The sequence below is a fragment of the Tessaracoccus flavus genome (genome assembly GCF_001997295.1).
GTDB lineage: Bacteria > Actinomycetota > Actinomycetes > Propionibacteriales > Propionibacteriaceae > Arachnia > Arachnia flava.
Map to the genome: position 1 here is coordinate 1,116,074 of NZ_CP019605.1, position 21,648 is coordinate 1,137,721.

Below are 21,648 nucleotides of genomic sequence, written 5' to 3' on the forward strand. Positions count from 1 at the left end.
TGCGCTCGACGCAGGCTCTGAGCCTGGCGCCACGCTCAGAGCCCGCGTCGAGCGCAAATCCAGAGGGTCAGGCCTCTGTAGACGGTAGGCCACGAGCCTGGAAGGGCAGCGGCCTAGCGCCGTGCAGCCGCCTCCTACCCCATGTGCTGTGCGGCACCGGCCCGTCGGGGAGACTAGGCTGACGCCGAGCGGTAGGAGAAGAGATGCCCGGAACGCAGCGTGGAGTAACCCTCAGATTTCTGGCCGAGCCGATGGACGCCAACGTGCGCGGATTCGTCGATGGCGGCAAGGTGCTGGAATGGATCGACAAGGCGGGCTACGCGGCAGCCGTGGGCTGGGCGGGCACCTATGCCGTGACGGGCTACGTGGGCAACATCCACTTCATCCACCCCGTGCGCTCGACCGACCTCGTCGTGGTCCAAGCCCGCATCGTCTACACCGGCCGCACCTCGATGCAGATCGTCTGCACCGTCTCCAGCGGTGACCCGAGATCCGACGAGAGCACCCTCAATACCCAGTGCATTCTCCAGTTCGTGGCGATGGAGGACGGCAAACCCGTCGCAGTGCCGTCGTTCGAGCCCAGGGACGACTGGGAGAGGGAACAGCACGACCGCGCTGTCGAGCTGAACGGCGCCCGCCGGGCGATCGAAGAAGCCATGGCGGAGCAGACGTTCGAGGGCGAGAGCGAGGCGTGCCGAGAGACGCTTCGGTTCCTGGCTGATCCCACCGACGTCAACTGGGGAGGCAAGGTGCACGGCGGCTACGTCATGGCATGGATCGATAACGCCGCCCAGATTGTCGCAGAACGATGGGGCGGCGGCCCCGCTGCGCTGGTGTTCGCTGGCGGCGTGCGGTTCTACCGACCCATGTTCATCGGCGATCTCGTCGAGGTCGAAGCGCGTCTGCTGCTCACCGGCACCACGAGCATGCACATCAACGTGACGGTGCGGTCAGGCGACCCGCGCACCCGTCAGCTGCGCGAGACCACCCACTGCACCATGGTCTTCTGCGGCATCGACGACAAGGGCCGTAAGCGCCCGGTGCCGGACTGGGAGCCACGGCTGCCGCTCGATGTCGCCCTTCAGGACCATGCCCGGCAGATGATCGCCATCCGGGATCGACTGCTGCGTCCACTGCCGAAGGAACTGCCTGCAGACGTCTGACTGACTCTGGTCAGGCTGAGCCGAAGCGTCGCTCCCGGGTGGCGTAGTCGGTCACTGCTGCCCAGAGGTCGCGCCGGTCGAAGTCCGGCCACAGCCGATCGAGGAAGATGAACTCGGCGTAGGCGGACTGCCACAGCAGGAAGTTGGAGATTCGCTGCTCACCGGAGGAGCGGAGGAACAGGTCAACGTCCGGGATGCCAGGCTCGTCAAGGAACCGGGCGAACCGATCCTCCGTCAAGCGGTCGGGATCGAGCTTCCCATCCCTGGCCAGCCGGGCGATCTCGCGGGCGGCGTCGACGATCTCGGCGCGGCCGCCGTAGTTGACGCAGAACTGCAGGGTGAGCGTGTCGTTGTCCTTGCTCATCTCCTCGGCGACCTCGAGCTCGCGAATCACCGAACCCCACAACCGGGGCCGACGGCCGGCCCAGCGGATCCGGACCCCCAGATCGTTCAGTTCGTCCCTGCGCCGATGGATAACGTCACGGTTGAAGCCCATGAGCCACCGCACCTCGTCGGGGGAACGCTTCCAGTTCTCCGTCGAGAAGGCGTAGGCAGACAGGTACGGAATCCCGAGCTCGATGGCGCCGTGCACGACGTCCAGCAGGGACGCCTCGCCGCGCGCGTGCCCCTCGGTCCGCTTGAGACCTCGCTGCTTGGCCCAGCGTCCGTTGCCGTCCATGACGATCGCGACGTGCCGTGGCACCGACGCCCTGGGCAGGTCGGGCGCGGAGGCGCCGCTGGGATGCGGGGTGGGTCGACGGCGAGGCTCAGGCACCCTCGAAGCGTACCGGCCTACACTCGGACCCGTGCCCACCTACCGCGACCAGGCCGTGGTGTTGCGGACCCACCAGCTCGGCGAGGCGGACCGCATCATCACGTTGCTGACGCGCACCCACGGCAAGGTGCGCGCGGTCGCCAAGGGGGTGCGCCGGACGTCGAGCAAATTCGGTGGGCGCCTTGAGCCCTTCCAGCACGTCGACATCCAGTTCGCCGAGGGCAGGGGATCCCTCGAGGTGATCACGCAGGTCGAGAGCGTGCACGTCAGCAAACTGGCTGCGGACTACTCGCGGTTCACGGCGGCCGAGGTGCTCGTGGAAACCGCCGACCGGCTGGTGGCAGAGGAGTGGAGCCCCGCCGTCCAGCAGTACCGGCTCCTGCTCGGCGCTTTGCGGGCGCTGGAGACCTCGGGGATGCCCGCGCCGCTCATCGTCGATTCCTACCTCCTGCGCGCCCTCGCGATCGCCGGCTATGCGGTGGCAACCCTCAACTGCGCCGGGTGCGGGGACTCTGACGTCCGCTGGTTCTCTCCCCAGGGAGGAGGGGCGGTCTGCACCGCGTGCCGGACGTCGGGCTCCGGCGCGCTCGAAGCTGAGGCGTCCACCCATCTCGGGGCCCTCGTCGCGGGGGACTGGGAGGCAGCGACGGCGGCTGATTTGCTGACTCAGCAGAGGGTCGATGGGATGGTCATCGCTTACGCGACCTGGCATCTGGACAGAGCGCTGCGGTCGCTGCCCTACTTCGAGCACTGAAGTGCTCCCTGAGCTTGTCGTTCCGTGGTCCCTGAGCTTGTCGTTCCGTGGTCCCTGAGCTTGTCGTTCCGTGGTCCCTGAGCTTGTCGTTCCGTGGTCCCTGAGCTTGTCGAAGGGTTGCGGCCGTGGGTGTGGTCGCCGCCCTGTGGTCGGGGGCGGCGGTAGGTGGTGGGGTCGTTACCCTTCGACGGACGTTCCTTAGCTCTTGCGCTCGTCACTGCTCAGGGACCGATTCGACGGACGCTCGTCGGTGCTCAGGAGTCCGAGCAGGACTGACACACTCCGAAGACCTCTAGCTCGTGTCCCACGTCGGTGAAGCCGTTCTTCGCGGCTACCCCCGCTGCCCACTCCTCGATCTCCCGGGCGGCGATCTCGATCGAGTATCCGCACGCGCGGCAGACCAGGTGGTGGTGGTGCCCCTTGGAACACTTCCGGTAGGCGGCCTCCCCCTCGGGGGTGCGCAGGACGTCAACCTCGTCCGCGTCCGCCATCGCCTGCAGAGCGCGGTAGACGGTGGCGAGACCCACTTTCGCACCCAGCTCGCGTAGCTGATCGTGGATCTGCTGGGCGGTTCGGAACTCGTGGGCGTTCTCGAGGAGGTCTCGGATCGCGGCGCGTTGCCAGGTGTGGCGCGTGGGTGGCTTAGTGCTCGTCATAGTGGTCCCCATGCCGAGCGTGCCTGTGACCATCGTGGACGTAGTCCAAATGGTCGCCGTGCTGGATCACCTTGACCCCCGCCGAGTGGGCGAACTCGTCGTCGTGACTCTCTGCGGGTCGGTGCGGGTAGCCCCCGTGGTCCTCCACGTAGGGGATGAACCGCTCCGTCCGGCGCAGCCACTTCCCGAACACCCACGACAGCGCCAGCAGGGCGATGGCGGTCACCACGATGGTGGCACCGGTTGCGGTGTCGAGGTAGAACGATCCGACGGTGCCGCCGACGGCAGCGACCGCGCCGATGCCCATCGCCCCGAAGAACGACGACGTGAAGCCGACGAACGACTGCTGCGCCGTCGCGACCGGGATGACCATCAGGGCACTGATCAGCAGCAGGCCGACGGTGCGCATGGAGATGGTGACCGTCACTGCGGCGAGCACCACGACCATGAGGTTGAGCAGGTTGACCTTGATCCCCAGCACCCGCGAGTAGTCCTCATCGACGGACACTGCGAAGAGCCTCGGAGCGAGGCCGATGGTGAGACCGAGGATGATGACCGCCAGCACCGAGATGACCAGCACGTCGGTGGGGCTCACCGATGTCAGCGAGCCGAACAGGAAGGATGACAGCCCTGCGGCGCCCTGGCCCGCGACGCCGGCCATGAGCACCCCGGACGCGAGTCCGCCGTAGAACAGGATCGCCAGCCCGAGGTCGCCGGACGCTTTACCCCGCTGGCGCAGAAGTTCGACGGTGACCGCCCCCACCACGCTCGTCACCAGAGCCAGGGGGAGCGGGGCCCACCCGGTCATCAGCGCCAGGCCGACTCCGGCGATGGCCACGTGCCCCAGGCCGTCTCCCAGCAGTGACATGCGACGCTGGACGATGAACGTGCCGATCGCCGGCGCGATGAGACCGCTGATGAGGGCTGCCAGCAGGGCCCGCTGCATGAATGGAAGAGCGAGGATGTCGATCATCGGATCGCCCCCGCAAACGGATCGCTCAGACCCACTGGGGACTCCCAGGGAGTCGCGGGGGCGCAGTCATGGGCGGTGGGATGCTCCGGGTCAACCACCCGCCCGTCGCAGAGCGTGATGGTGCGATCCAGCATTCCCGCCAGCGGCCCCTGCTCGTGGAGCACCACCAACAACGCCAGGCCGTCGCGGGCGAAGCTCGTAAGCAGTCGGGCCAGCCCCGCCTGGCTGTGGAGGTCAACACCAGCCATCGGCTCGTCCATGACGAGCAGGTCCGGCTGCGAGGCCAGTGCGCGGGCGATCAACACCCGCTGTTTCTGGCCACCCGACAGCGCGCCGAACGGCCACCCCTTGCGGTCGGCCAGCCCGACGTGCGCGAGGGCATCGTCGAGAGCCATCCTGTCGGCGCGGGTCAGCCACTGGAACGGACGGCGGTGGGCGAGGCGACCGGACGCCGCCACCTCCCGGACGGTCGCGTTCGCGACGGCGACGGCCGAGTGCTGCGGCACGTATCCGACGCGCGACCAGTCGGTGAAGCCAGGCACGGCCTCGCCGAACAGCTCAACCGTCCCCTCCTGGTGCGGCACCAGCCCGAGGAGCGTCCTGATCAGGGTGGTCTTGCCTGACCCGTTGCCTCCCAGCAGTGCGACTGCTTCGCCCGCACCGACCCTGAGGCTGACGTCGCGGAGGATCGGCAGGCCGCCGAGGGAGACGTAGAGCCCGTCTGCCCGTAGTGGATCAGTTGCATTCATTGGCGGCGACCAGGCTTTCGAGGTTGGCGGTCATGATGCTGGGATAGTCCGTCCCCGGGGACTTGTCGGTAACCCCTTCGAGGGGGTCGAGGACTGCGGTCTTGAGGCCGAGGTCGCCCGCGATCGACGAGGCGACCGCGTCCGAGGTGAGCGTCTCGAAGAAGATCGTGGTGATGCCGTGGCGCTCCGCCTCATCGTGCACCTCGGCGATCCGCGCGGGTGACGGCTCGGCGTCAGGGTTGACGCCCGAGATTCCGATCTCGACCAGGTCGTACCGGTCAGCGAGGTACTGGAAAGCCGCGTGCGTGGTGATGAACTCGCGCCGCTCGCAGTTCGCCAGCTGGGTGGAGTACGCCTCGTCCAACCCGGTCAGGGTCTCCTTGGCCGACTCAACCGTCGCTTCGTCTACGGGGAGCCGCTCGGCGAGGGCATCGATGAGAAGGGCCATCCGCATGGGGTCCTGCCAGAAGTGTGGGTCGTCCGAACCATGCTCGGCGTGGCCCTCGTCCTCGTCGTGGGCGTCATCCTCCGCTTCGGCTGAATGGCCGTCCTCATCGTCGTGGCTGTGTCCCTCCTCGGGCAGAGGAAGGAGGTCGACGACGTCGCCCACCTCGAGCAGATTGGTGGCGCCCGACTGCTCGATGGCGGCGTCAACTGCCGGCTGGAAACCCTCGAGGTAGATGATGAGGTCGGCGTCTGGGAGGGACGCGATCTGCTGGGGGCTGAGCTCCAGGTCGTGCGCCTCGGCACCCGGCGAGGTGAGTGTGGTCACCGCGGAGTCACCGCCCAGGACCTGCTCGGCCGCCCAGGCAAGCGGATAGAACGCGGCGATCACGCTGGTGCCGGGCGTGCTCGGGCTGTCGGTTGCCGGGCTGGGCTCGCCCTGGCCGCAGGCCGTCAATGCGAGGACAGTTGCCGCGGCGACGGCGGTCAGGCGGATGAGACTGGTCATGAGAACCATTATCAACTAGTGGGAGGCGGGAATTCAACTCCGAACCGATAGCCTGGCGTCATGCTCGTCATCAACCGCTTCGCAAACCAGGACCCCAGCTTCGCCGTCGAAGCGCGCGAAGTCGTCAGCTGGTGGTCGGGGCGGCCCGGCTGCCTCGGCATCGACGTGGTGCAGAACCTCGACGACCCGCGCCTCTGGGCCCTGGTCGGACGTTGGGAGAGCGTGGGCGACTACCGTCGATCGTTCAACGGCTACGAGGCGAAGATGGTGCTCACTCCGCTCCTGTCGCGCGCCGTCGATGAGCCGAGCGCCTTTCTGCCCCCCGACGAAGTGGGCGTCAACCTCCCCCGAGGCGGCTGAAAGCAGGGGTCGTGACTTCGGCAGGTTAGACTGGGCGGTCGCCGAACCCAGGGAGAGAGATGCCGACGATTGAGCCGCTGCGGCTGCACGCGCCGAGCCGTCGCGACGCCGTCGTCGTCGAACTTCCGGTGGTCCTGGCCCCCATGGCAGGCGTCACCAACGCGGCCTACCGTCAGCTCTGCCGCGAACAGGGGGCCGGCCTCTACGTCTGCGAGATGATCACCTCGCGCGGACTCGTCGTCGGAGATCCCAAGACCAGAGCGATGCTCGCCTTTGATCCTGGTGAAGCGACCAGGTCGGTCCAGCTGTACGGCGTCGACGCCGACGTCATGGCCGACGCCGCCCGCATCCTCATCACCGAACATCAGGTGGACCACATCGATCTCAACTTCGGCTGCCCCGTGCCGAAGGTGACCCGCAAGGGCGGCGGGGGAGTGCTGCCCTACAAGCGTGACCGGCTGCGCGCGATCGTCAGGGAAACAGTCCGGGCCGCCGACGAGTTCGGGGTGCCTGTCACCATCAAGACGCGCATCGGGATCGACGACGCCCACGTGACGTTCCTCGATGCCGGGCGGATCGCGCAGGAGGAGGGCGCGGCCGCGATCGCGCTCCACGGCCGCACCGTGCAGCAGGCGTACTCAGGCGAGGCCGACTGGTCCCGGATCGCGGAGCTCGTGGAGGAAGTCGACATCCCTGTGCTGGGCAACGGCGACATCTGGGAAGCCGAGGATGCGCTGCGGATGATGGACGAGACCGGATGCGCCGGGGTCGTCATCGGCCGCGGCTGCCTCGGCCGGCCCTGGCTCTTCGGAGACCTTGCCGCCGCGATGCACGGCGAGCCGCTGCGTCACCGCCCCACCCTCGGAGAGGTGGGAGCCATGATCGTTCGCCACGCCGAATTGTTGAGCGGCATCATGGGCGAGCGGCACGGGCTGACCGACCTGCGCAAGCACATGGCCTGGTACTTCAAGGGCTATCCGGTGGGGGAGTTGCGCCGCCACTTCGCGATGGTGTCGTCGATGGCCGAGCTCCTGGCCCTCGTCGAGCAGCTGGACGCGGATGCCGAGTTCCCTGTGGGCGAGCTGGGCACCCCACGGGGCCGACAGGGTTCGCCACGCGGCAAGGTGGTTCTGCCCTACGGTTGGTACGACGACACGTCCGGCAGCGACCTCGATCTCTCCGAGGCCGAGATCGGCGTGAGTGGAGGATGAGACATGACTGAACAGGCACCCGCTCCCCGGAAACCGTTGCCGATCTGGGCGAAGATCGCCCGCATCGTCGCGATCCTGGCCTGCCTGTTCCTCTTCGTAGCCGCCTATTTCGTCATGCAGGGCGGCGACGGCGCGGCCGAATGGGAGAGGCTCGGCAGCAGCGCCTTCGGCGTCGCAGTCATGGCGGTGATGATGCTCTTCCTCGGACGCGCCCAGACCCGCAAGTAGACCCCCACGCAGCGTCCCGGACCGCCCCCAATATTCTGAGGCAAGCGCCGAACCGGTCGGCCCGCACCCAGGAGGACGCCATGGGCGATACCGCCACCGTGACCATCGACGGAGTCAGCTACGACCTGCCCGTCGTCACCGGAACCGAGGGTGAGCGTGCGCTCGACATCTCGAAACTCCGCTCCACCACCGGCCTCATCACCCTCGACGACGGTTACGCCAACACCGGATCGTGCCAATCCGCCATCACGTTCATCGACGGCGAGGCGGGCATTCTGCGCTACCGCGGCATCCCGATCGAGGACCTGGCCGAGCGGTCCAGCTTCGTCGAGACCGCGCAGCTGCTCATCTTCGGTCGGCTCCCCAACGAGGCGCAGCGCTCGGAGTTCCGGACCCTGTTGACCGAGAACGCTGCCCTCCACCGCGACATGCGTAAGCACTTCGACGGCTTCCCTGTGACCGCCCATCCGATGGCGATCCTCTCGGCCATGGTCAACGCCATCCAGACGCACGAGGTGCGCGACGAGGAGGCCACCGACCGGCAGCACTTCAAGCAGGCCGCGGCCGGCCTCATGGCGAAGACGCGCACGATCGCGGCGGCGTCCTACAAGTCGCACATCGGTCAGCCGATCGCCTACCCCCGTTACGACCTCAACTACGCCGAGAACTTCCTGCACATGATGTTCTCCGTGCCGTACCGCGACTACGAGGCCACCCCCGAGGTGGCCCACGCGCTCAACATGTTTCTCGTCCTGCACGCGGACCACGAGCAGAACTGCTCGACGTCGACCGTTCGGATGGTGGCCTCCTCGGGGGCCAACATGTTCGCCTCGGTGTCTGCCGGTGTCAACGCGCTCTGGGGACCGCTCCACGGCGGGGCCAACATGGGCGTGATCGAGATGCTCGACGAGATCCGGACCACCGGCATCAAGCCGCAGGACTACATCAACCGGGTCAAGGACAAGAAGTCCGGCGTCAAACTCATGGGCTTCGGGCACCGCGTCTACCGGAACTTCGATCCGCGGGCGCGGATCCTCAAGGACGCTGCCGACAAGCTCCTCGACGCCATGCACATCACCGACCCGCTGCTGGACATCGCGCGGGAGGTGGAGCAGGCGGCGCTCGCCGACGACTACTTCGCGTCGCGGCGCCTCTACCCGAACGTCGACTTCTACTCCGGCATCATCCTGCGCGCGATCGGCATCCCGGTCGATATGTTCACCGTGATGTTCGCCATCGGGCGCACGCCGGGATGGATCGCGCACTTCCGGGAGGTCTCCGAGAATCCGGCGCAGCGCATCTACCGCCCGCGCCAGGTCTACACCGGCGCCCAGCTCTCCGAGTGGCAGCCGAGGTCGGAGCGGTAGCGAGTAGCGTTGGTGCCGATGGATACGCCGCTACCTCGAACCCAGCAGTGGGCCGCGACCATGCACGGGCATGGCGAGGGCCTCGTCACCGCGCACGCGACGACGACCGCGCGGACGTCGCCGCGTGAGCCGCGGCGCCGCGAGGAGCGGGAGGCGCTGGAGCGTGCCTCGCTGGTGGAGGGGGCGTCACTGGCCGTGGGCGCTGGCGACCGTCTGATCTCCGAGGCGCCGGACCCGATGCGCACCTGCTTCGAACGCGACCGCGACAGGATCGTGCACTCTGCGGCCTTCCGCAGGCTCGCAGGCAAGACGCAGGTGGTCGTCTACCCGACCGACCACCAGCGCACGCGCCTGACGCACGCGATCGAGGTGGCGCAGGCGGCCGTTGCGATCGCCCGCGGCGTCGGCGCCAACGTCACGCTGGTCGACGCCATCGCGCTCGGGCACGACTGCGGTCACGGGCCGGGTGGGCACGCCTCCGAGGACGCCTTCGACGAGTTCATCGAGGGGGGATACGACCACGGACCGTGGGGTGCTGACGTCGTCCTGGCCGACCTCAACCTGACCCGCCAGACTCTCGACGGCATCCGCAACCACTCGTGGTCCCGGCCCGCGCCCGCGACGCTCGAGGGTGAAATCGTCTCGTGGGCCGACCGCATCGCCTACTGCGCGCACGACCTCGAGGATGCTGTCTACGCCGGCATCGTCTCGCTCGACGATCTGCCTGCCGTGGTCCGTGGCGTCGCCGGCACCACGCGTCGGCAGCAGCTGGCCACGTTCATCAACGCCGTCATCTCGACCACGGCCAGGACCGGGACCGTCGGGATGGACCAGACCACCGCCGAGGCGCTCGGGGAGTTGCGCCGCTTCAACTACGAGCGCATCTACACCCGCCCTGAATCGGTGGCGCAGTCGGTCACCGTCGTCAGGGTGCTTCGCGACCTGGTCAACTACTACCTCGAGGCGCCGTCAGCCATGCCTGCGGAGTACCGGCACGACGACCTGGTGCGGGGGGCCGTGACGTACGTCGGGGGGATGACTGACCGCTTTGCATTCGAGCGCGCCCAGCACCTTCTGGGCTGGGATCCGAGGAAGTTGCCGCGGGGAATCGGCCGCTGCGCCTGAGCAACTCCGCCGACGGGCGCCGTCCGGGGCCGGGTATGGTGGGCGCGTGGCAGGGCGGATCAACGACGAGGACATCGCCGCGGTCCGCGAGCGCAACCGGATCGACGATGTGGTCGGGGGCTACGTGGCTCTCCGCAACGCCGGGGGCGGCTCCCTCAAGGGGCTCTGCCCGTTCCACGACGAGAAGACCCCCAGCTTCACCGTCACTCCCTCGCGCGGTTTCTACTACTGCTTCGGCTGCGGCGAGGGTGGAGACGTCATCACGTTCCTCCAGCGGCAACAGAACCTGAGCTTCACAGAGGCGGTGGCGGTCCTTGCCGACAAGGCGGGCATCGTGTTGCGGGTCGAGGACGACGGCGCGCCCGGGCAAGCGCCGGGGATGCGCAAGCGGATCCTCGAAGCGAACGAGGCCGCACAGGAGTTCTACGCGGCCCAACTCGAATCGCCCGAGGGCGTCGAGGCCAGGCGTTTCCTGCACGGCCGTGATTTCGACCGCGCCAACGCGTTGCACTTCGGTGTCGGGTACGCCCCTCGGCACGGTGGTGCACTGCGCCAGACCTTGCGCGACAAGGGCTTCACCGACGACGTCCTGCAGGCCGCAGGTCTGGTGCGGCAGCACGGGCGCGACTTCTTCACCGGACGGGTGCTGTGGCCCATCCGTGACTCGGCCCAGTCGGTGCTCGGCTTCGGTGCCAGGCGCATCTATGACGATGACCGGCTCCCCGCGAAGTACATCAACACCCCCGAGTCTCCGGTCTACAAGAAGTCCCACGTCCTGTACGGCCTCGACCTCGCCCGCCGCGAGATCGGGCGAAAGTCCCAGGCGGTCATCGTCGAGGGCTACACCGACGTGATGGCCGCGCATCTGTCGGGGGTGGAGACAGCCGTCGCCTCGTGCGGCACGGCCTTCGGCGAGGACCATGCCCGTCTGCTGCAGCGCCTGATGGGTACCTCAGACGGCCTCCATGGTGAGGTGATCTTCACTTTCGACGGCGACAAGGCCGGACAGGCCGCCGCGCTCAAGGTCTTCAAGGGCGATCAGAACTTCATCGCGCAGACCTACGTCGCCATCGAGCCCAGCGGGCTCGACCCCTGCGACCTCAGGATGCAGCAGGGCGACGCAGCGGTCAGGGAACTGGTCGCGCGCCGCGTGCCGCTCTACCGCTTCGTGATGTCCAACATCGCGAAGAGCTACGACCTCGACCGGGCCGACGGCCGGCTGGCCGCAGCACGCGAGGGTGCCGAGCTGCTCAGCGCCATCCGGGACCAGTCCCTGGTGAACCAGTACTTACGCGAGCTGTCGGGGGTCCTGGGAATGGACCTCGACGAGGTCCGCCGGGAGGCGTCGCGCTCGCGCCAGCGGACCGTCACCCACTCGCGGGATGACGAGCCGCCGCAGGAGCGACCCGCCCCTGACCCCGCCTGGCCCAGCCCGAGCGACCCGTCCCTCAGGCTGGAGCGCGACACTCTGAAACTCATGCTCCAGCACCCAGTGACCTTCGACACGGCGTGGAACGGGGTTCGCGAGTCGGATTTCACGCATCCCGGCTACGTCGAGGTGTTCCGCCTTGTCCGGGACGTCGAGTTCGCCGACGGGTGGACCGATCGGCTCCGCGCGTCCGCCGGAGGCGAGCTCGTCCAGCAACTGCTGGTGTCCCTACTCGTGGAGCCGGTACTCCGCGAGCCCGACGAAGCGTACTCGCTGGCCCACACGTCGCGGCTACGGCTGGTGCAGGTCACGCGGGAGATCGCGGATGTGCGGTCGCGGCTCCAGCGGACGGACCCCGTCAAGGACGCGTCCGGACATCGGGCACTCTTCGCCCAACTCACCGAGTTGGAGATGAAACGCAAGAAACTACAGTCCGTAGGACTAGGCTGAGATACCAGGGTGAGGGCCCGTGACAAAGGCCCAGTTTGCATTCGCTCACTGCAATTGCTTAATCTCTCTTCATGTCGAGACATCGTGGTCTCGCCGACCTTCAGGAGAAACATGTCCCAAGGCCGTATTGCGGATCCGTTGGATCCCACCGAATCGCGTCAGGCGTTTGTGTCCGTCGCGGAAACCCCCCAGTACCTGAAGCTGCGCTCCAGCTTCCGCAACTTCGCCTTCCCGATGACGCTGGCGGGTCTCGTCTCTTACTTCACGTTCGTCCTCCTGTCAGTCTTCGCCGAGGACTTCATGGCTCAGCCCTTCCTGGGCATGGCGGGTCTCAACACGGGCTTGATGATCGGGTTCCTCCAGTTCGCCATCGTCTGGATCTGGACGGCCATCTACGTCAACTACGCCAACACCCGCCTTGACCCGATCTCCGCGGAGATCAAGGACGAGCTCGTTGCGAAGGGGGCCGTGTGATGCTCCTCGAGACCAGCTACGGCAATCCCTGGATCAACATCGCAGTCTTCGCCTTCTTCGTCGTGGCGACGATGGCTGTCGTGATCGTGGTGAGCCGCCAGAAGACCAAGGCCACCGACTTCTACACGGGCGGGGCGAAGTTCTCCGGGCGCCAGAACGGTCTGGCCATCACGGGCGACTACCTCTCGGCCGCCGCCTTCCTGGGCGTCACGGGGGCGATCGCACTCTACGGGTACGACGGCTTCCTCTACTCCGTCGGGTTCTTCGTGGCGCTGCTGCTGGCGCTCTACCTCGTCGCCGAGCCGATGCGCAACACCGGCAAGTACACGATGGCTGACGTGTTGAGCTTCCGGATGGAGCAGAAGCCCGTCCGGACCGCGGCGGCCACCTCCACGCTCGTCATCTCACTTCTCTACCTGCTCGCCCAGATGGCGGGTGCGGGAGGCCTCGTCGCCCTGCTCCTAGGGGTGACCGACCCCGCCATGCAGGGTGTGGTGATCGCTCTGGTGGGCGTGCTGATGGTCGGCTACGTGCTGATCGGCGGCATGAAGGGCACCACGTGGGTGCAGATGATCAAGGCGGTACTACTGGTGTCGGGCGCTGGAGTGATGACGTTCCTCGTGCTCATGGGGGACGCCTTCAACCTCAACCAACTCGCGCTGTCGGCACAGGAGGCGGCCAGCAACGAGTTGTTGCGCCCCATGGAGCAGTACGGCACCAGCATCTGGACGAAGTTGTCCTTCGTGTCCCTGTCCATCGCGCTGATCCTCGGGCCCTCGGGTCTGCCTCACGTGCTCATGCGCTTCTACACGGTTCCGACGGCCAAGGAGGCCCGCCGGTCGGCCGTGTGGGCGATCATCCTCGTCGGCGTGTTCTTCCTGTTCACGCTGGTGCTTGGGCTCGGCGCGGCGAAGTTGGTCGGCCAGGAGACGATCATGGCGGCGCCCGGGAAGCAGAACTCGGCCGCACCTCTGCTCGCGCTGGAACTCGGCGGTGAGATCTTCATGGGTGTCATCTCCGGCGTGGCGTTCGCCACGATCCTCGCCGTCGTGGCGGGCCTCACCATCACCGCGTCGGCCTCGTTCGCGCACGACGTCTACAACTCCATCCTCAAGGATGGCAAGGCCGACCCGGCCCAGGAGGTCAAGGTGGCCCGGGTGACGTCAGTGGTCGTCGGTGTGCTGGCCATTCTCGGCGGCATCCTTGCCAACGGGCAGAACATCGCGTTCCTCATCTCCCTGGCCTTCGCGGTCGCCGCCTCGGCGAACCTGCCCTCGATCCTCTACACGCTGTACTGGAAGCGCTTCACGACGCGCGGTTCGGTGTGGTCCATCTACACGGGGCTCATCTCGGCCACGCTGTTGATCATCTTCTCGCCCGCCATTTCCGGCGCGCCGTCGGCGATGCTGGGCGAGGGCGTCGACTTCGCGTTCTTCCCGCTCACCAACCCGGCGCTGGTGAGCGTGCCCTTGGCGTTCCTGGCGGGCTACATCGGCACGGTCACGTCGAGGTCCACCGGCAACGATGAGTTCGCGACCGAGATGGAGGTCCGCTCCATGACGGGAGCAGGCGCTGGCGAGGCGATCTCGCACTGAGCTAGGCACCCACTCGCCAGGCGGCGGCGCCCCGTTGGGGCGCCGCCGTCGTCCGCTCCCGATCCAGGACATCTCTTGCCGCCCCGATGGCCTCCTTCTCCCAACGGTGAATGGTCGACGTTGTCGCCCTGAGTCTCCGGGCGGTCTCGGCGAGCGTCAGCGGCTCACATCCGATGCCGAAGCGCAGCTCGAGGACCTGGCGGTGATGCGGTTCGAGAAGGTCGAGGAAGTCCACGCCGGGCCCGGCGTGGGCGACGTCGTCAACCCCGGACGATAGGTCGGCCTCCTGCACGTCGTCGATGCTGACCAGCCGGGTCTTGGCACGGGTGACCGCCGCGGCCGATACCCCTGCGGCCTCGGCCGCCCGAGCGAGGCCGACGCTGACACCCTCCGCCGCGAGGTCGTCGGCCAGCCGAGAGGCGCGGTGCGCCGCCCGCCGGTCGGCCCTGGACGATGCTGCGAGACCCACCCTGTACTCACTGGCGTCCAGGAGGGCGTGCTTGATGCGCGTGTGCACCAGGGTCGTCCACCGGGTGCCCCGCGAGTGGTCGAACCGGCGGATAGCCTCGGCGACGGCGAGGCAGGCGTCCTGGAAGAGCTCTTCCACCGGGGCTCCGGTGCGCTGAGCGTGGGAGCCCGCGGCCTGCATCGCCATCTTCACCCCGACCCACCAGAACAGCTCCGCGGCCTCGCGTCCGCGCCGCGCGACGGCCTCGAGCGACTCCCAGTCGTGATTCGACGAGTGGGTGGCGAGAAGATGCTCCGCGTACACCCCTGCCTCGATCGCTCGTCCGATGGCCTCGTCACGGCCTCCGATGACCACGGTGGGCAGCGTCTGCGATGAAATGTGCATGCCGTCAGCGTGCAGGGCGAGTGGGGCAGGAGGAGGCCCAATCGGCTCACTGTGGATAACTTCCGCCTGTCGGTCCTTGACAGAGCCGGGCATGATGGAGCCATGTCGATCTTCAAGCGTTCCGCCGCCCCCTCCGCCGACCTCACAGGACTGACGGAAGTCCTCGGAGCGCGCGCGGACGTCCTCGCGGCCGGATCCGGCGACCGTGTCTCGCTGGTGGGGACGCGTGAGCACCTGGCTCTGCGCCGCGGTGATCAGTGGCGGGTCTGGCGGTGGGAAGAGGTGGGCAGCGGCTCCTGGAACGGTGAGGCGAAGGTGTTTCGCTGGCGCACGGTGACGGGGGAGCGCTTCGAGGCGGCCCTCGACGAGGTGGGACGGCTGCCTGACCTCTTCCGCGAGCGGGTCCAGGCGTCGACGTTGGTGACCTCGGTGGTGGATGCGCAACGCGGCCAGGTCCAGATTGTGGGTCGTCGCGGCCTCGGCAGCGACCCCACCATCCACTGGTACGCCGTGCCATCCGGTGGGGCGGACCTCAACGACCCGGCAACGAAGCAACTCGTGGTCGAGGAGACCGACCGCCTGGCCGGGGAATACCTCTAGCCAGCGCGATTGGCATCGCCCGGCCACGGTCTGCTAACGTTCTACATCGCGTGGGAACGCTAATCCCTGGTAGCTCAATTGGCAGAGCATCTGACTGTTAATCAGAGGGTTACTGGTTCGAGTCCAGTCCGGGGAGCCAACCCAAACCCCCTCCCTGAGGGGGTTTGTTTTTTCTGGCCAGGGTGAGGGACCGCTCGAGCGCAGTGCTCAGCGTGTTTCCTCGCTGAGACCGTGCGCCGAGCGGTCCCTCACCCGGTCAGGATGACCCGAGCCTCATCAGGACAGCGCGTCGAGGTCGCCGAGAAAGTCCTCCGCCCAGCGGTCGATCGTGTAGGTCTCGACCTGCTTCTTCAACGCCCGCATGCGGCGTTGCCTCGTCCGCACGGGATCGGTGGCCGCCTGCATGAGAGCAGCCTTCATGCCGTTGAGGTCGTAGGGGTTGACGAGATAGGCCTGCTTGAGTTCCAGGGCAGCTCCGGCGAACTCGCTCAGCACCAGCGCGCCGTTCGTGCTGGGGTGGCAGGCGACGTACTCCTTCGCGACGAGGTTCATCCCGTCCCGCAGGGGGGTGACCACCATCACATCCGCGATGCGGTACATGGCCGCCATCGTCGATCGCGGGTAGCCGGCGTGCCGGTAGACGATCGCGGGGCGGCCGACCCCGCCGACCTCGGAGTTGATGCGGCCGACCAGCAGGTCGATGTCGTCGCGGAGACGCTTGTACTCCTCGACCCGCTCCCTCGACGGCGTTGCCACCTGCAGGAACACGGTCTCGCTCGGGTCGAGCTTCCCCTCCTGGAAGAGCTCCCCGATCGCACGGATGCGCTGCCTGAGCCCCTTGGTGTAGTCGAGGCGGTCGACGCCGAGGAGGATCTGCTTCGGGTTGCCCAGTTCCTCCCGCAGCGCCTCGGCCTCGGCAATCACCTCGGGGGATTCGGCCAGGTCGGCGAAGCCCTGCGTGTCGATGGAGATGGGGTAGGCGCGCGCGACGCACGTGTGGTTTCCATCCACTCGGACGGTGTCGCGCTCGATCTTCCGGTTGGTCCGGGTCCGCACAAGCCTGAGGAAATTCGACGCCCCGCCAGGGACCTGGAAGCCGACGAGGTCGGCGCCCAGCAGCCCCTCGAGGATCTCGCGGCGCCAGGGGAGCTGGGAGAAGATCTCCACCGGCGGGAAGGGGATGTGCAGGAAGAACCCGATCTTCAGATCGGGGCGGAGTTCGCGCAGCATCTGCGGGACGAGCTGAAGCTGGTAGTCCTGCACCCAGACCGTGGCGCCCTCTGCGGCGGCTTCGGCGGCGGCGACGGCGAAGCGACGGTTGACCGCGCGGTAGGAGTCCCACCACTCGCGGTGGAACTCCGGAAAAGCGACCGTGTCGTGGTAGAGCGGCCACAGAGTGGCATTGGAGAATCCCTCGTAGTACTCCTCGTACTCCTCGGAGCTCAGCGGCACCGGGACGATCGAGTAGCCGTCGTGCTCGAACCCGTCGATGATCTCGTCCGGAGCGCCGTGCCAGCCGACCCAGGCTCCACCGCGCTGCCGCATGACGGGCTCCAACGCGGTCACCAGGCCGCCGGGGAAGTGCGCCAATCGGTCTGTCCACCCTCGTTCGTCACTCGATCAACGGGCAGCCTGTTGGCCACCACCACGAAACTTGCAGTCTCGGTCATGTGTCCTCCTGATTCGCTCCCACCCTACCGAGTTGCTCTGGGCAGCACGGGGACACCTAGGCACTTGCGCATGGCATTGTGGATGCATGAGCACCTGGCGATCCGTGACCCCCCATGCGACCGAGTTCCTCAACGCCGCTGCGGCATCCTCCGAGGGGGTGCTGCTCGCGCTGGACTTCGACGGCACGCTTGCCCCGATCGTTGAGGACCCGCTCGACTCGCGCTTCTACGAGCCTGCGGCCGAGGCGCTGGGCGATCTGGGGCCTCGGGTAGGGAAGATCGCCATCATCACCGGCCGTGGAGTGGCAGTGGTCCGTGATCTGGGGCAGCTGCAGGGCCGTCGAGGGCTCGACAATCTGGTGGTCCTCGGCCAGTACGGTGTCGAGCGCTGGGATGCGGCGACGGGGGAGGAGACCTCCCCGGAGGTCCCGTCGGAGGTGCAGGCCGTTCGTGCCGAGGTGGATCGCCTCGTCGCCGAGTGCCCGTACCGCGGCGTGACGGTCGAGGACAAGGGGAGGGCGCTGGGGATCCACACCCGGCGCAGCGATGATCCCGACGGCGCGTTCCGGGATCTCAAACCGAAGCTCCGTACCCTCGCGGAGGAGCGTGGGCTTGTGCTGGAACCGGGGCGCAACGTCTTGGAGATTCGGGCGTCGTCGACCACCAAGGGGCAGGCGCTGTTGGAGCTCGCCGACGGCATGGGCGCCACCGCCGTCGCCTTCTGCGGCGACGACCTGGGAGACCTGCCGGCCTTCGAAGCACTCGCTGAGCTACGAGGGCGCGGCGTGGTGACGTGCGCCGTGGTGAGCGGTTCGGACGAGCAGCCAGAAGTGGCGCGGCATGCCGACGTCCTCGCCGAGGGCCCCCAGGGAGTAGCGGACTGGCTCGCCGAGCTGGCCAACCGACTGAATTGATCTCGTCAACACCCATTAGTTGACAGATGGGCGCCGAGGCTACGGTGACTGGAACAACAACACCGACACGGCGGGCCACCCGGACGGCCGGACCGCAGTCGTGCCGCTGGACGTGTCGACGATGACGTGGGGTCCGATCTTCTTCACCGGCAGCGAGGCGAATGACGTCATCCGCAAAGGGCCAGACGGTTCGCTCTACCTCCCCACCACCGATCCCTCCGGAAAAGCCGCTACCGGCGCCACGAGGACCGGCCGATCCGGCTACGTGACCGATCAAGGTGGGGCCTGGCGGTTCGTCGATGACGGCACGGGCCAGATCCACACGTTCGACGTCGCCCTCAACGGGTCTGACATCCACACGTTCAACTCACGCCGGGTTCTGACGTCGACCGACGGCGGGAAGTCGTTCGCGGAATCCCTGACCACCAGACCGGAGAACACAACCGACTGGACGCGGTTTTACTGGGGGGTTGCCGCCGGAGGCAAGGTCTACACCTCGGCCCACCACACCGCAGGCCTGTATCAACAGACCGAGGTGTTGAGCCGCGGGTCCTGGTCGTCCATCAGGGAGAGCCGGATCGGTTCCCTGTTCCCCAACAGGACGGTCGAGTTCAAGGACAACATCGTCTCGGGAAGTACCACGATCTCCTCGTTCAGCGGATCCAAGCTCGCCACCTATGTGGATGGGTTCTCGCGCTCGGATCCGGCAACCGGGTTCACGGTCAACGTCCTCGACTTCTACGTCGACGACCAGTCCGGTCACCTCTACGTGCTGTACAGCGACGGGCTCATCAAGCGGACCTCCGACGTGAAGAGCTTCGAGGTGATTGGGAACGCCGGCCCTGGATTCCACTCGATCGCGGTGCGTGATTCTGTGATCTACCTGGGCGGGGACCGCGGCAGCGTGTGGCGCTCGGACGTGGCGGTGGATCAACTCAAGCCCGGAACGGTCACCGACGCAGCCCCCACCAAGGGCAACGGCAAGGGCAAGGCGAACGGGAAGAGGTCCCGATAGCTGACCGCAGTGCGCAGAACACCAGCCCTGCCTCCTCGATGGCGTCGCCGTCCGGGAGGCAGGGCTGCGTGGTGCGGTGGGGCGTGCGGGGCTCGAACCCGCGACGGGCGGATTATGAGTCCGCTGCTCTAACCGGCTGAGCTAACGCCCCGAAGCGGGTCCAGACTAGCGCGAGCCCGCCGTCCCTGCTGGGTGCCTGGTTGCGCTGAACCCTAGAGACGGGGGTTCGGAGAGGGAGCGCCTGGACCCGTCTGGTCACCGCTCGGCTGGTTCATCGACGGGCTGTCCGAGTAGGGGCCGCCATCCTGCCCGGGCGAGGGCTCGGGCGAGCCACTGCCCTCACCGCTTTGACTCGGCTCCCCCGATTGGGGCTCGCCAGATCCAGACCCCTCGCCACTGGCCGGCGACGGAATCGGTTGTGGGGCATTCACCGGCGGCTGGTTCTGGAAGACGAGAATCGCCAGCAGCAGCGCCAGGAACGTCAGCAGGACCATGAGCAGGAAGCTCGTCAGCACCGTGATCCAGCCGGCGCGATCCTTGCGGGTGGGCCAGGCCAGCGGCCACTGACGGCTGGGGCCGGGCGCGGTCTTGTCGATCCAGTGCAGCCGGTAGTCCGGGCCTGACGGTTCGCTCAACGGGGGAGTGCGCGACAGGTCGATCGCCTGAAGGACTCGGTCAGCCTCCTGGACCGCGGCGAGTGAACCGTCGAACGCGAGTGCCGCCCACGGCGCCTGCGCAGAGTGCTGCCCCAACTGCGGTGCTGCGGCGGAATCGCGGTACCGCACGCCCATCCTGCCGTCCTGCTGGCCCTCGCCTCCGCGCGCCACCACGGTGTCGATGTGCATGGCGTTGATCTCGCCCGAGAACCGGGCCCGCGCGGCTGGGTCGGCGGCGGCGCCCTCCGAGAGGAGCATCAGCATGACGGAGTCGCCGCCGTCCTCGTGCGCGCTGAACGTCACCCCGGCCGGACCGGCGGTCAACCGGGAGTCGAGCCAGAAATCGCCGACCTTGAGAGGATCGGCCTCCCGCAGTGGGAAATGGGCGGCCAGCGGCGCCGGTACGGCGGCGTGCCCGTCCGGCCCCGGCTGCGGATTTTCCTGCTGCGTCATCGCCACCAATCAAACCACGACGGCCAACTCCTACGCTCATCCGGCGCCCTGGCAAAGACCTGGGACGGTCGGAGAGGGGCGCTATCGTAGAGCGCGGGTCCATCGAGCTAACCAAGGAGTCCGCGCGTGAGCACTACGCCGATCGAAGAGCAGCCCCTGCCCGGGGGCGTGGCCGACGCGGCCCAACTGCTGGGCAAGGCGATCAGCCAGGTGCAGCGCGTCATCGTCGGTCAGGAACACATGGTCCAGCAACTGATGGTGGCGCTCCTGGCCAAGGGCCACTGCCTCCTCGAGGGCGTCCCGGGTGTCGCGAAGACGCTCGCGGTCCGCTCGTTCGCGACCGTGGTGGGCGGCGACTTCGCCCGCGTCCAGTTCACCCCCGACCTGGTGCCCTCGGACATCGTCGGCACGCGGATCTACTCCGCGAAATCCGAGACCTTCGAGATCGAACTCGGCCCGGTCTTCGTCAACTTCGTCCTCGCCGACGAGATCAACCGTGCTCCTGCCAAGGTGCAGTCGGCCATGTTGGAGCTCATGGCGGAGAAGCAGGTGTCCATTGGCGGCGTGACGTACCCCGCACCGAAGCCTTTCATCGTCATCGCCACGCAGAACCCGATCGAGTCCGAGGGCGTCTACCCGCTACCGGAGGCCCAGCGCGACCGATTCCTCGTGAAGGTAGACGTCCCCTACCCGCGCGGCAACGAGGAACTGGAGATTCTGCGCCGGATGAGTGTGTCCCCGCCGGAGGCGGAACGGGTGCTCAACCCGTCGCTCGTCCGGCATCTGCAGGACATGGCCTCCAACGTCTTCGTCCACAACCTCGTGGCCGAGTACATCGTTCGGCTCGTGCTGGCGTCGCGCACCCCGTCGGAGTTCGGCATGCCGGACCTCGAAGGAGTCATCCAGATCGGCTGTTCGCCCAGAGCGACGCTGGGTCTCGTCGCCGCCGCGCGTGCGCTGGCGCTCATCAACGGCAGGGACTACGTCCTGCCCACCGACGTCCAGGCCGTCGCGAAGGATGTCATGAGCCACCGCATCGTTCTGGGCTTCGACGCTGTGGCGGACAACGTGTCGACAGCCGACGTCGTGGAGCGCATCCTCGCGATGGTGCCGGCCCCGACGCCCGTGTGGAATGAGCAGCAGCGGCAGGCGAGCCATGAGGCCCACGCCCACCAGCCGGGCCGCTCGTAGCAGACCCTGATCCCGGTGACCCAACCCGACTTCAC

General features: G+C 67.5%; 20 protein-coding genes, 2 tRNA genes and 2 pseudogenes. 15 read left to right on the top strand and 9 right to left on the bottom strand.

Translation table 11 applies throughout. The features are described from left to right. Window positions 1–203 precede the first annotated feature (203 nt). Entirely contained in the window at window positions 204–1,163 is a 960-nt protein-coding gene (locus tag RPIT_RS05000; RefSeq protein ID WP_077341231.1) for an acyl-CoA thioesterase, read from the top strand. A 10-nt stretch (window positions 1,164–1,173) separates the two neighbouring features. On the opposite strand, the gene RPIT_RS05005 is transcribed toward RPIT_RS05000, so the two are convergent. After that, window positions 1,174–1,842 carry an isoprenyl transferase gene (locus RPIT_RS05005; RefSeq protein WP_237267862.1) on the bottom strand — a complete coding sequence of 223 codons (669 nt, stop codon included), beginning with the start codon at window positions 1,840–1,842 and terminating at the stop codon, window positions 1,174–1,176. Window positions 1,843–1,969: 127 nt separating this feature from the next. Between RPIT_RS05005 and recO the strand changes: the two genes are divergently transcribed. Beyond that, on the top strand, window positions 1,970–2,692 hold the full coding sequence (recO, locus tag RPIT_RS05010; protein ID WP_077341236.1) for a DNA repair protein RecO: 723 nt from the start codon (window positions 1,970–1,972) through the stop codon (window positions 2,690–2,692). 254 nt (window positions 2,693–2,946) lie between these two features. Here the strand turns inward: recO and RPIT_RS05015 are convergent, their stop codons facing one another. The 4 genes from RPIT_RS05015 to RPIT_RS05030 are packed head-to-tail and all read right to left on the bottom strand — an operon-like array spanning window position 2,947 to window position 6,022. Further along, window positions 2,947–3,348 (bottom strand): Fur family transcriptional regulator, encoded by a 402-nt coding sequence (locus RPIT_RS05015; RefSeq protein WP_077341238.1) that lies wholly within the window; start codon window positions 3,346–3,348, stop codon window positions 2,947–2,949. Then, the gene (locus tag RPIT_RS05020; protein ID WP_335755110.1) at window positions 3,335–4,321 is read right to left on the bottom strand and encodes a metal ABC transporter permease; all 987 of its coding nucleotides are present in this window, start codon (window positions 4,319–4,321) and stop codon (window positions 3,335–3,337) included. The genes RPIT_RS05015 and RPIT_RS05020 overlap by 14 nt, the downstream gene beginning before the upstream one ends. Beyond that, window positions 4,318–5,070: a metal ABC transporter ATP-binding protein gene (locus tag RPIT_RS05025; RefSeq protein ID WP_077341240.1), complete on the bottom strand. Its 753-nt coding sequence runs from the start codon at window positions 5,068–5,070 to the stop codon at window positions 4,318–4,320. Before RPIT_RS05025 ends, RPIT_RS05020 begins: the two co-directional genes overlap by 4 nt. Continuing rightward, window positions 5,057–6,022, bottom strand: a complete 966-nt coding sequence (locus RPIT_RS05030; RefSeq protein WP_226996342.1) for a metal ABC transporter substrate-binding protein — start codon at window positions 6,020–6,022, stop codon at window positions 5,057–5,059. Before RPIT_RS05030 ends, RPIT_RS05025 begins: the two co-directional genes overlap by 14 nt. Window positions 6,023–6,082: 60 nt before the next feature. Between RPIT_RS05030 and RPIT_RS05035 the strand changes: the two genes are divergently transcribed. The 8 genes from RPIT_RS05035 to RPIT_RS05070 all read left to right on the top strand — a co-directional run bounded on the left by RPIT_RS05035 (window position 6,083) and on the right by RPIT_RS05070 (window position 14,261). Next, complete coding sequence (locus RPIT_RS05035; protein WP_077341244.1) at window positions 6,083–6,382, top strand: antibiotic biosynthesis monooxygenase; 300 nt, start codon at window positions 6,083–6,085, stop codon at window positions 6,380–6,382. Window positions 6,383–6,441: 59 nt separating this feature from the next. Beyond that, window positions 6,442–7,593 (top strand): tRNA dihydrouridine synthase DusB, encoded by a 1,152-nt coding sequence (gene dusB, locus RPIT_RS05040; RefSeq protein ID WP_077341246.1) that lies wholly within the window; start codon window positions 6,442–6,444, stop codon window positions 7,591–7,593. Between the two features lie 3 nt (window positions 7,594–7,596). Further along, window positions 7,597–7,821, top strand: coding sequence for a hypothetical protein (locus RPIT_RS05045; protein ID WP_077341248.1), 225 nt, complete (start codon window positions 7,597–7,599; stop codon window positions 7,819–7,821). A gap of 80 nt (window positions 7,822–7,901) precedes the next feature. After that, window positions 7,902–9,188 carry a citrate synthase gene (locus tag RPIT_RS05050; RefSeq protein WP_077341250.1) on the top strand — a complete coding sequence of 429 codons (1,287 nt, stop codon included), beginning with the start codon at window positions 7,902–7,904 and terminating at the stop codon, window positions 9,186–9,188. A 60-nt stretch (window positions 9,189–9,248) separates the two neighbouring features. After that, the gene (locus RPIT_RS05055; protein WP_093664728.1) at window positions 9,249–10,313 is read left to right on the top strand and encodes an HD domain-containing protein; all 1,065 of its coding nucleotides are present in this window, start codon (window positions 9,249–9,251) and stop codon (window positions 10,311–10,313) included. Window positions 10,314–10,359: 46 nt separating this feature from the next. Further along, window positions 10,360–12,192, top strand: a complete 1,833-nt coding sequence (gene dnaG / locus RPIT_RS05060) for a DNA primase (protein WP_077341254.1) — start codon at window positions 10,360–10,362, stop codon at window positions 12,190–12,192. Between the two features lie 111 nt (window positions 12,193–12,303). Next, window positions 12,304–12,666, top strand: a complete 363-nt coding sequence (locus RPIT_RS05065; protein ID WP_077341256.1) for a DUF485 domain-containing protein — start codon at window positions 12,304–12,306, stop codon at window positions 12,664–12,666. Continuing rightward, window positions 12,666–14,261, top strand: a complete 1,596-nt coding sequence (locus RPIT_RS05070) for a solute symporter family protein (RefSeq protein WP_077341258.1) — start codon at window positions 12,666–12,668, stop codon at window positions 14,259–14,261. Before RPIT_RS05065 ends, RPIT_RS05070 begins: the two co-directional genes overlap by 1 nt. Before the next feature lies 1 nt (window position 14,262). Here the strand turns inward: RPIT_RS05070 and RPIT_RS05075 are convergent, their stop codons facing one another. After that, entirely contained in the window at window positions 14,263–15,114 is an 852-nt protein-coding gene (locus RPIT_RS05075) for a sigma-70 family RNA polymerase sigma factor (RefSeq protein WP_162274500.1), read from the bottom strand. Between the two features lie 102 nt (window positions 15,115–15,216). Here RPIT_RS05075 and RPIT_RS05080 point away from each other — a divergent pair, with 102 nt between their 5' ends. Together RPIT_RS05080 and RPIT_RS05085 are read left to right on the top strand one after the other, a co-directional pair. Then, entirely contained in the window at window positions 15,217–15,714 is a 498-nt protein-coding gene (locus tag RPIT_RS05080) for a hypothetical protein (RefSeq protein WP_077341262.1), read from the top strand. Window positions 15,715–15,777: 63 nt separating this feature from the next. After that, window positions 15,778–15,853: transfer RNA gene (locus tag RPIT_RS05085), tRNA-Asn, on the top strand. 137 nt (window positions 15,854–15,990) lie between these two features. Here RPIT_RS05085 and RPIT_RS05090 read toward each other — a convergent pair. Next, window positions 15,991–17,384, bottom strand: a pseudogene (locus tag RPIT_RS05090) (alpha,alpha-trehalose-phosphate synthase (UDP-forming)). Window positions 17,385–17,470: 86 nt separating this feature from the next. Here RPIT_RS05090 and otsB point away from each other — a divergent pair. Together otsB and RPIT_RS05100 are read left to right on the top strand one after the other, a co-directional pair. Next, a complete protein-coding gene (gene otsB / locus RPIT_RS05095) occupies window positions 17,471–18,298 on the top strand; it encodes a trehalose-phosphatase (RefSeq protein ID WP_077341264.1) in 828 nt (275 codons plus the stop codon). Window positions 18,299–18,317: 19 nt separating this feature from the next. After that, window positions 18,318–19,313 carry a hypothetical protein gene (locus tag RPIT_RS05100; RefSeq protein ID WP_077341266.1) on the top strand — a complete coding sequence of 332 codons (996 nt, stop codon included), beginning with the start codon at window positions 18,318–18,320 and terminating at the stop codon, window positions 19,311–19,313. A 77-nt stretch (window positions 19,314–19,390) separates the two neighbouring features. On the opposite strand, the gene RPIT_RS05105 is transcribed toward RPIT_RS05100, so the two are convergent. Further along, window positions 19,391–19,464, bottom strand: a tRNA-Ile gene (locus tag RPIT_RS05105). Between the two features lie 61 nt (window positions 19,465–19,525). Beyond that, a complete protein-coding gene (locus RPIT_RS05110) occupies window positions 19,526–20,422 on the bottom strand; it encodes a hypothetical protein (protein WP_077341268.1) in 897 nt (298 codons plus the stop codon). A gap of 177 nt (window positions 20,423–20,599) precedes the next feature. On the opposite strand from RPIT_RS05110, the pseudogene RPIT_RS05115 reads away from it, so the two are divergent. Then, window positions 20,600–21,613, top strand: a pseudogene (locus RPIT_RS05115) (AAA family ATPase); the annotation flags it as partial. Between the last annotated feature and the right edge of the window lie 35 nt (window positions 21,614–21,648).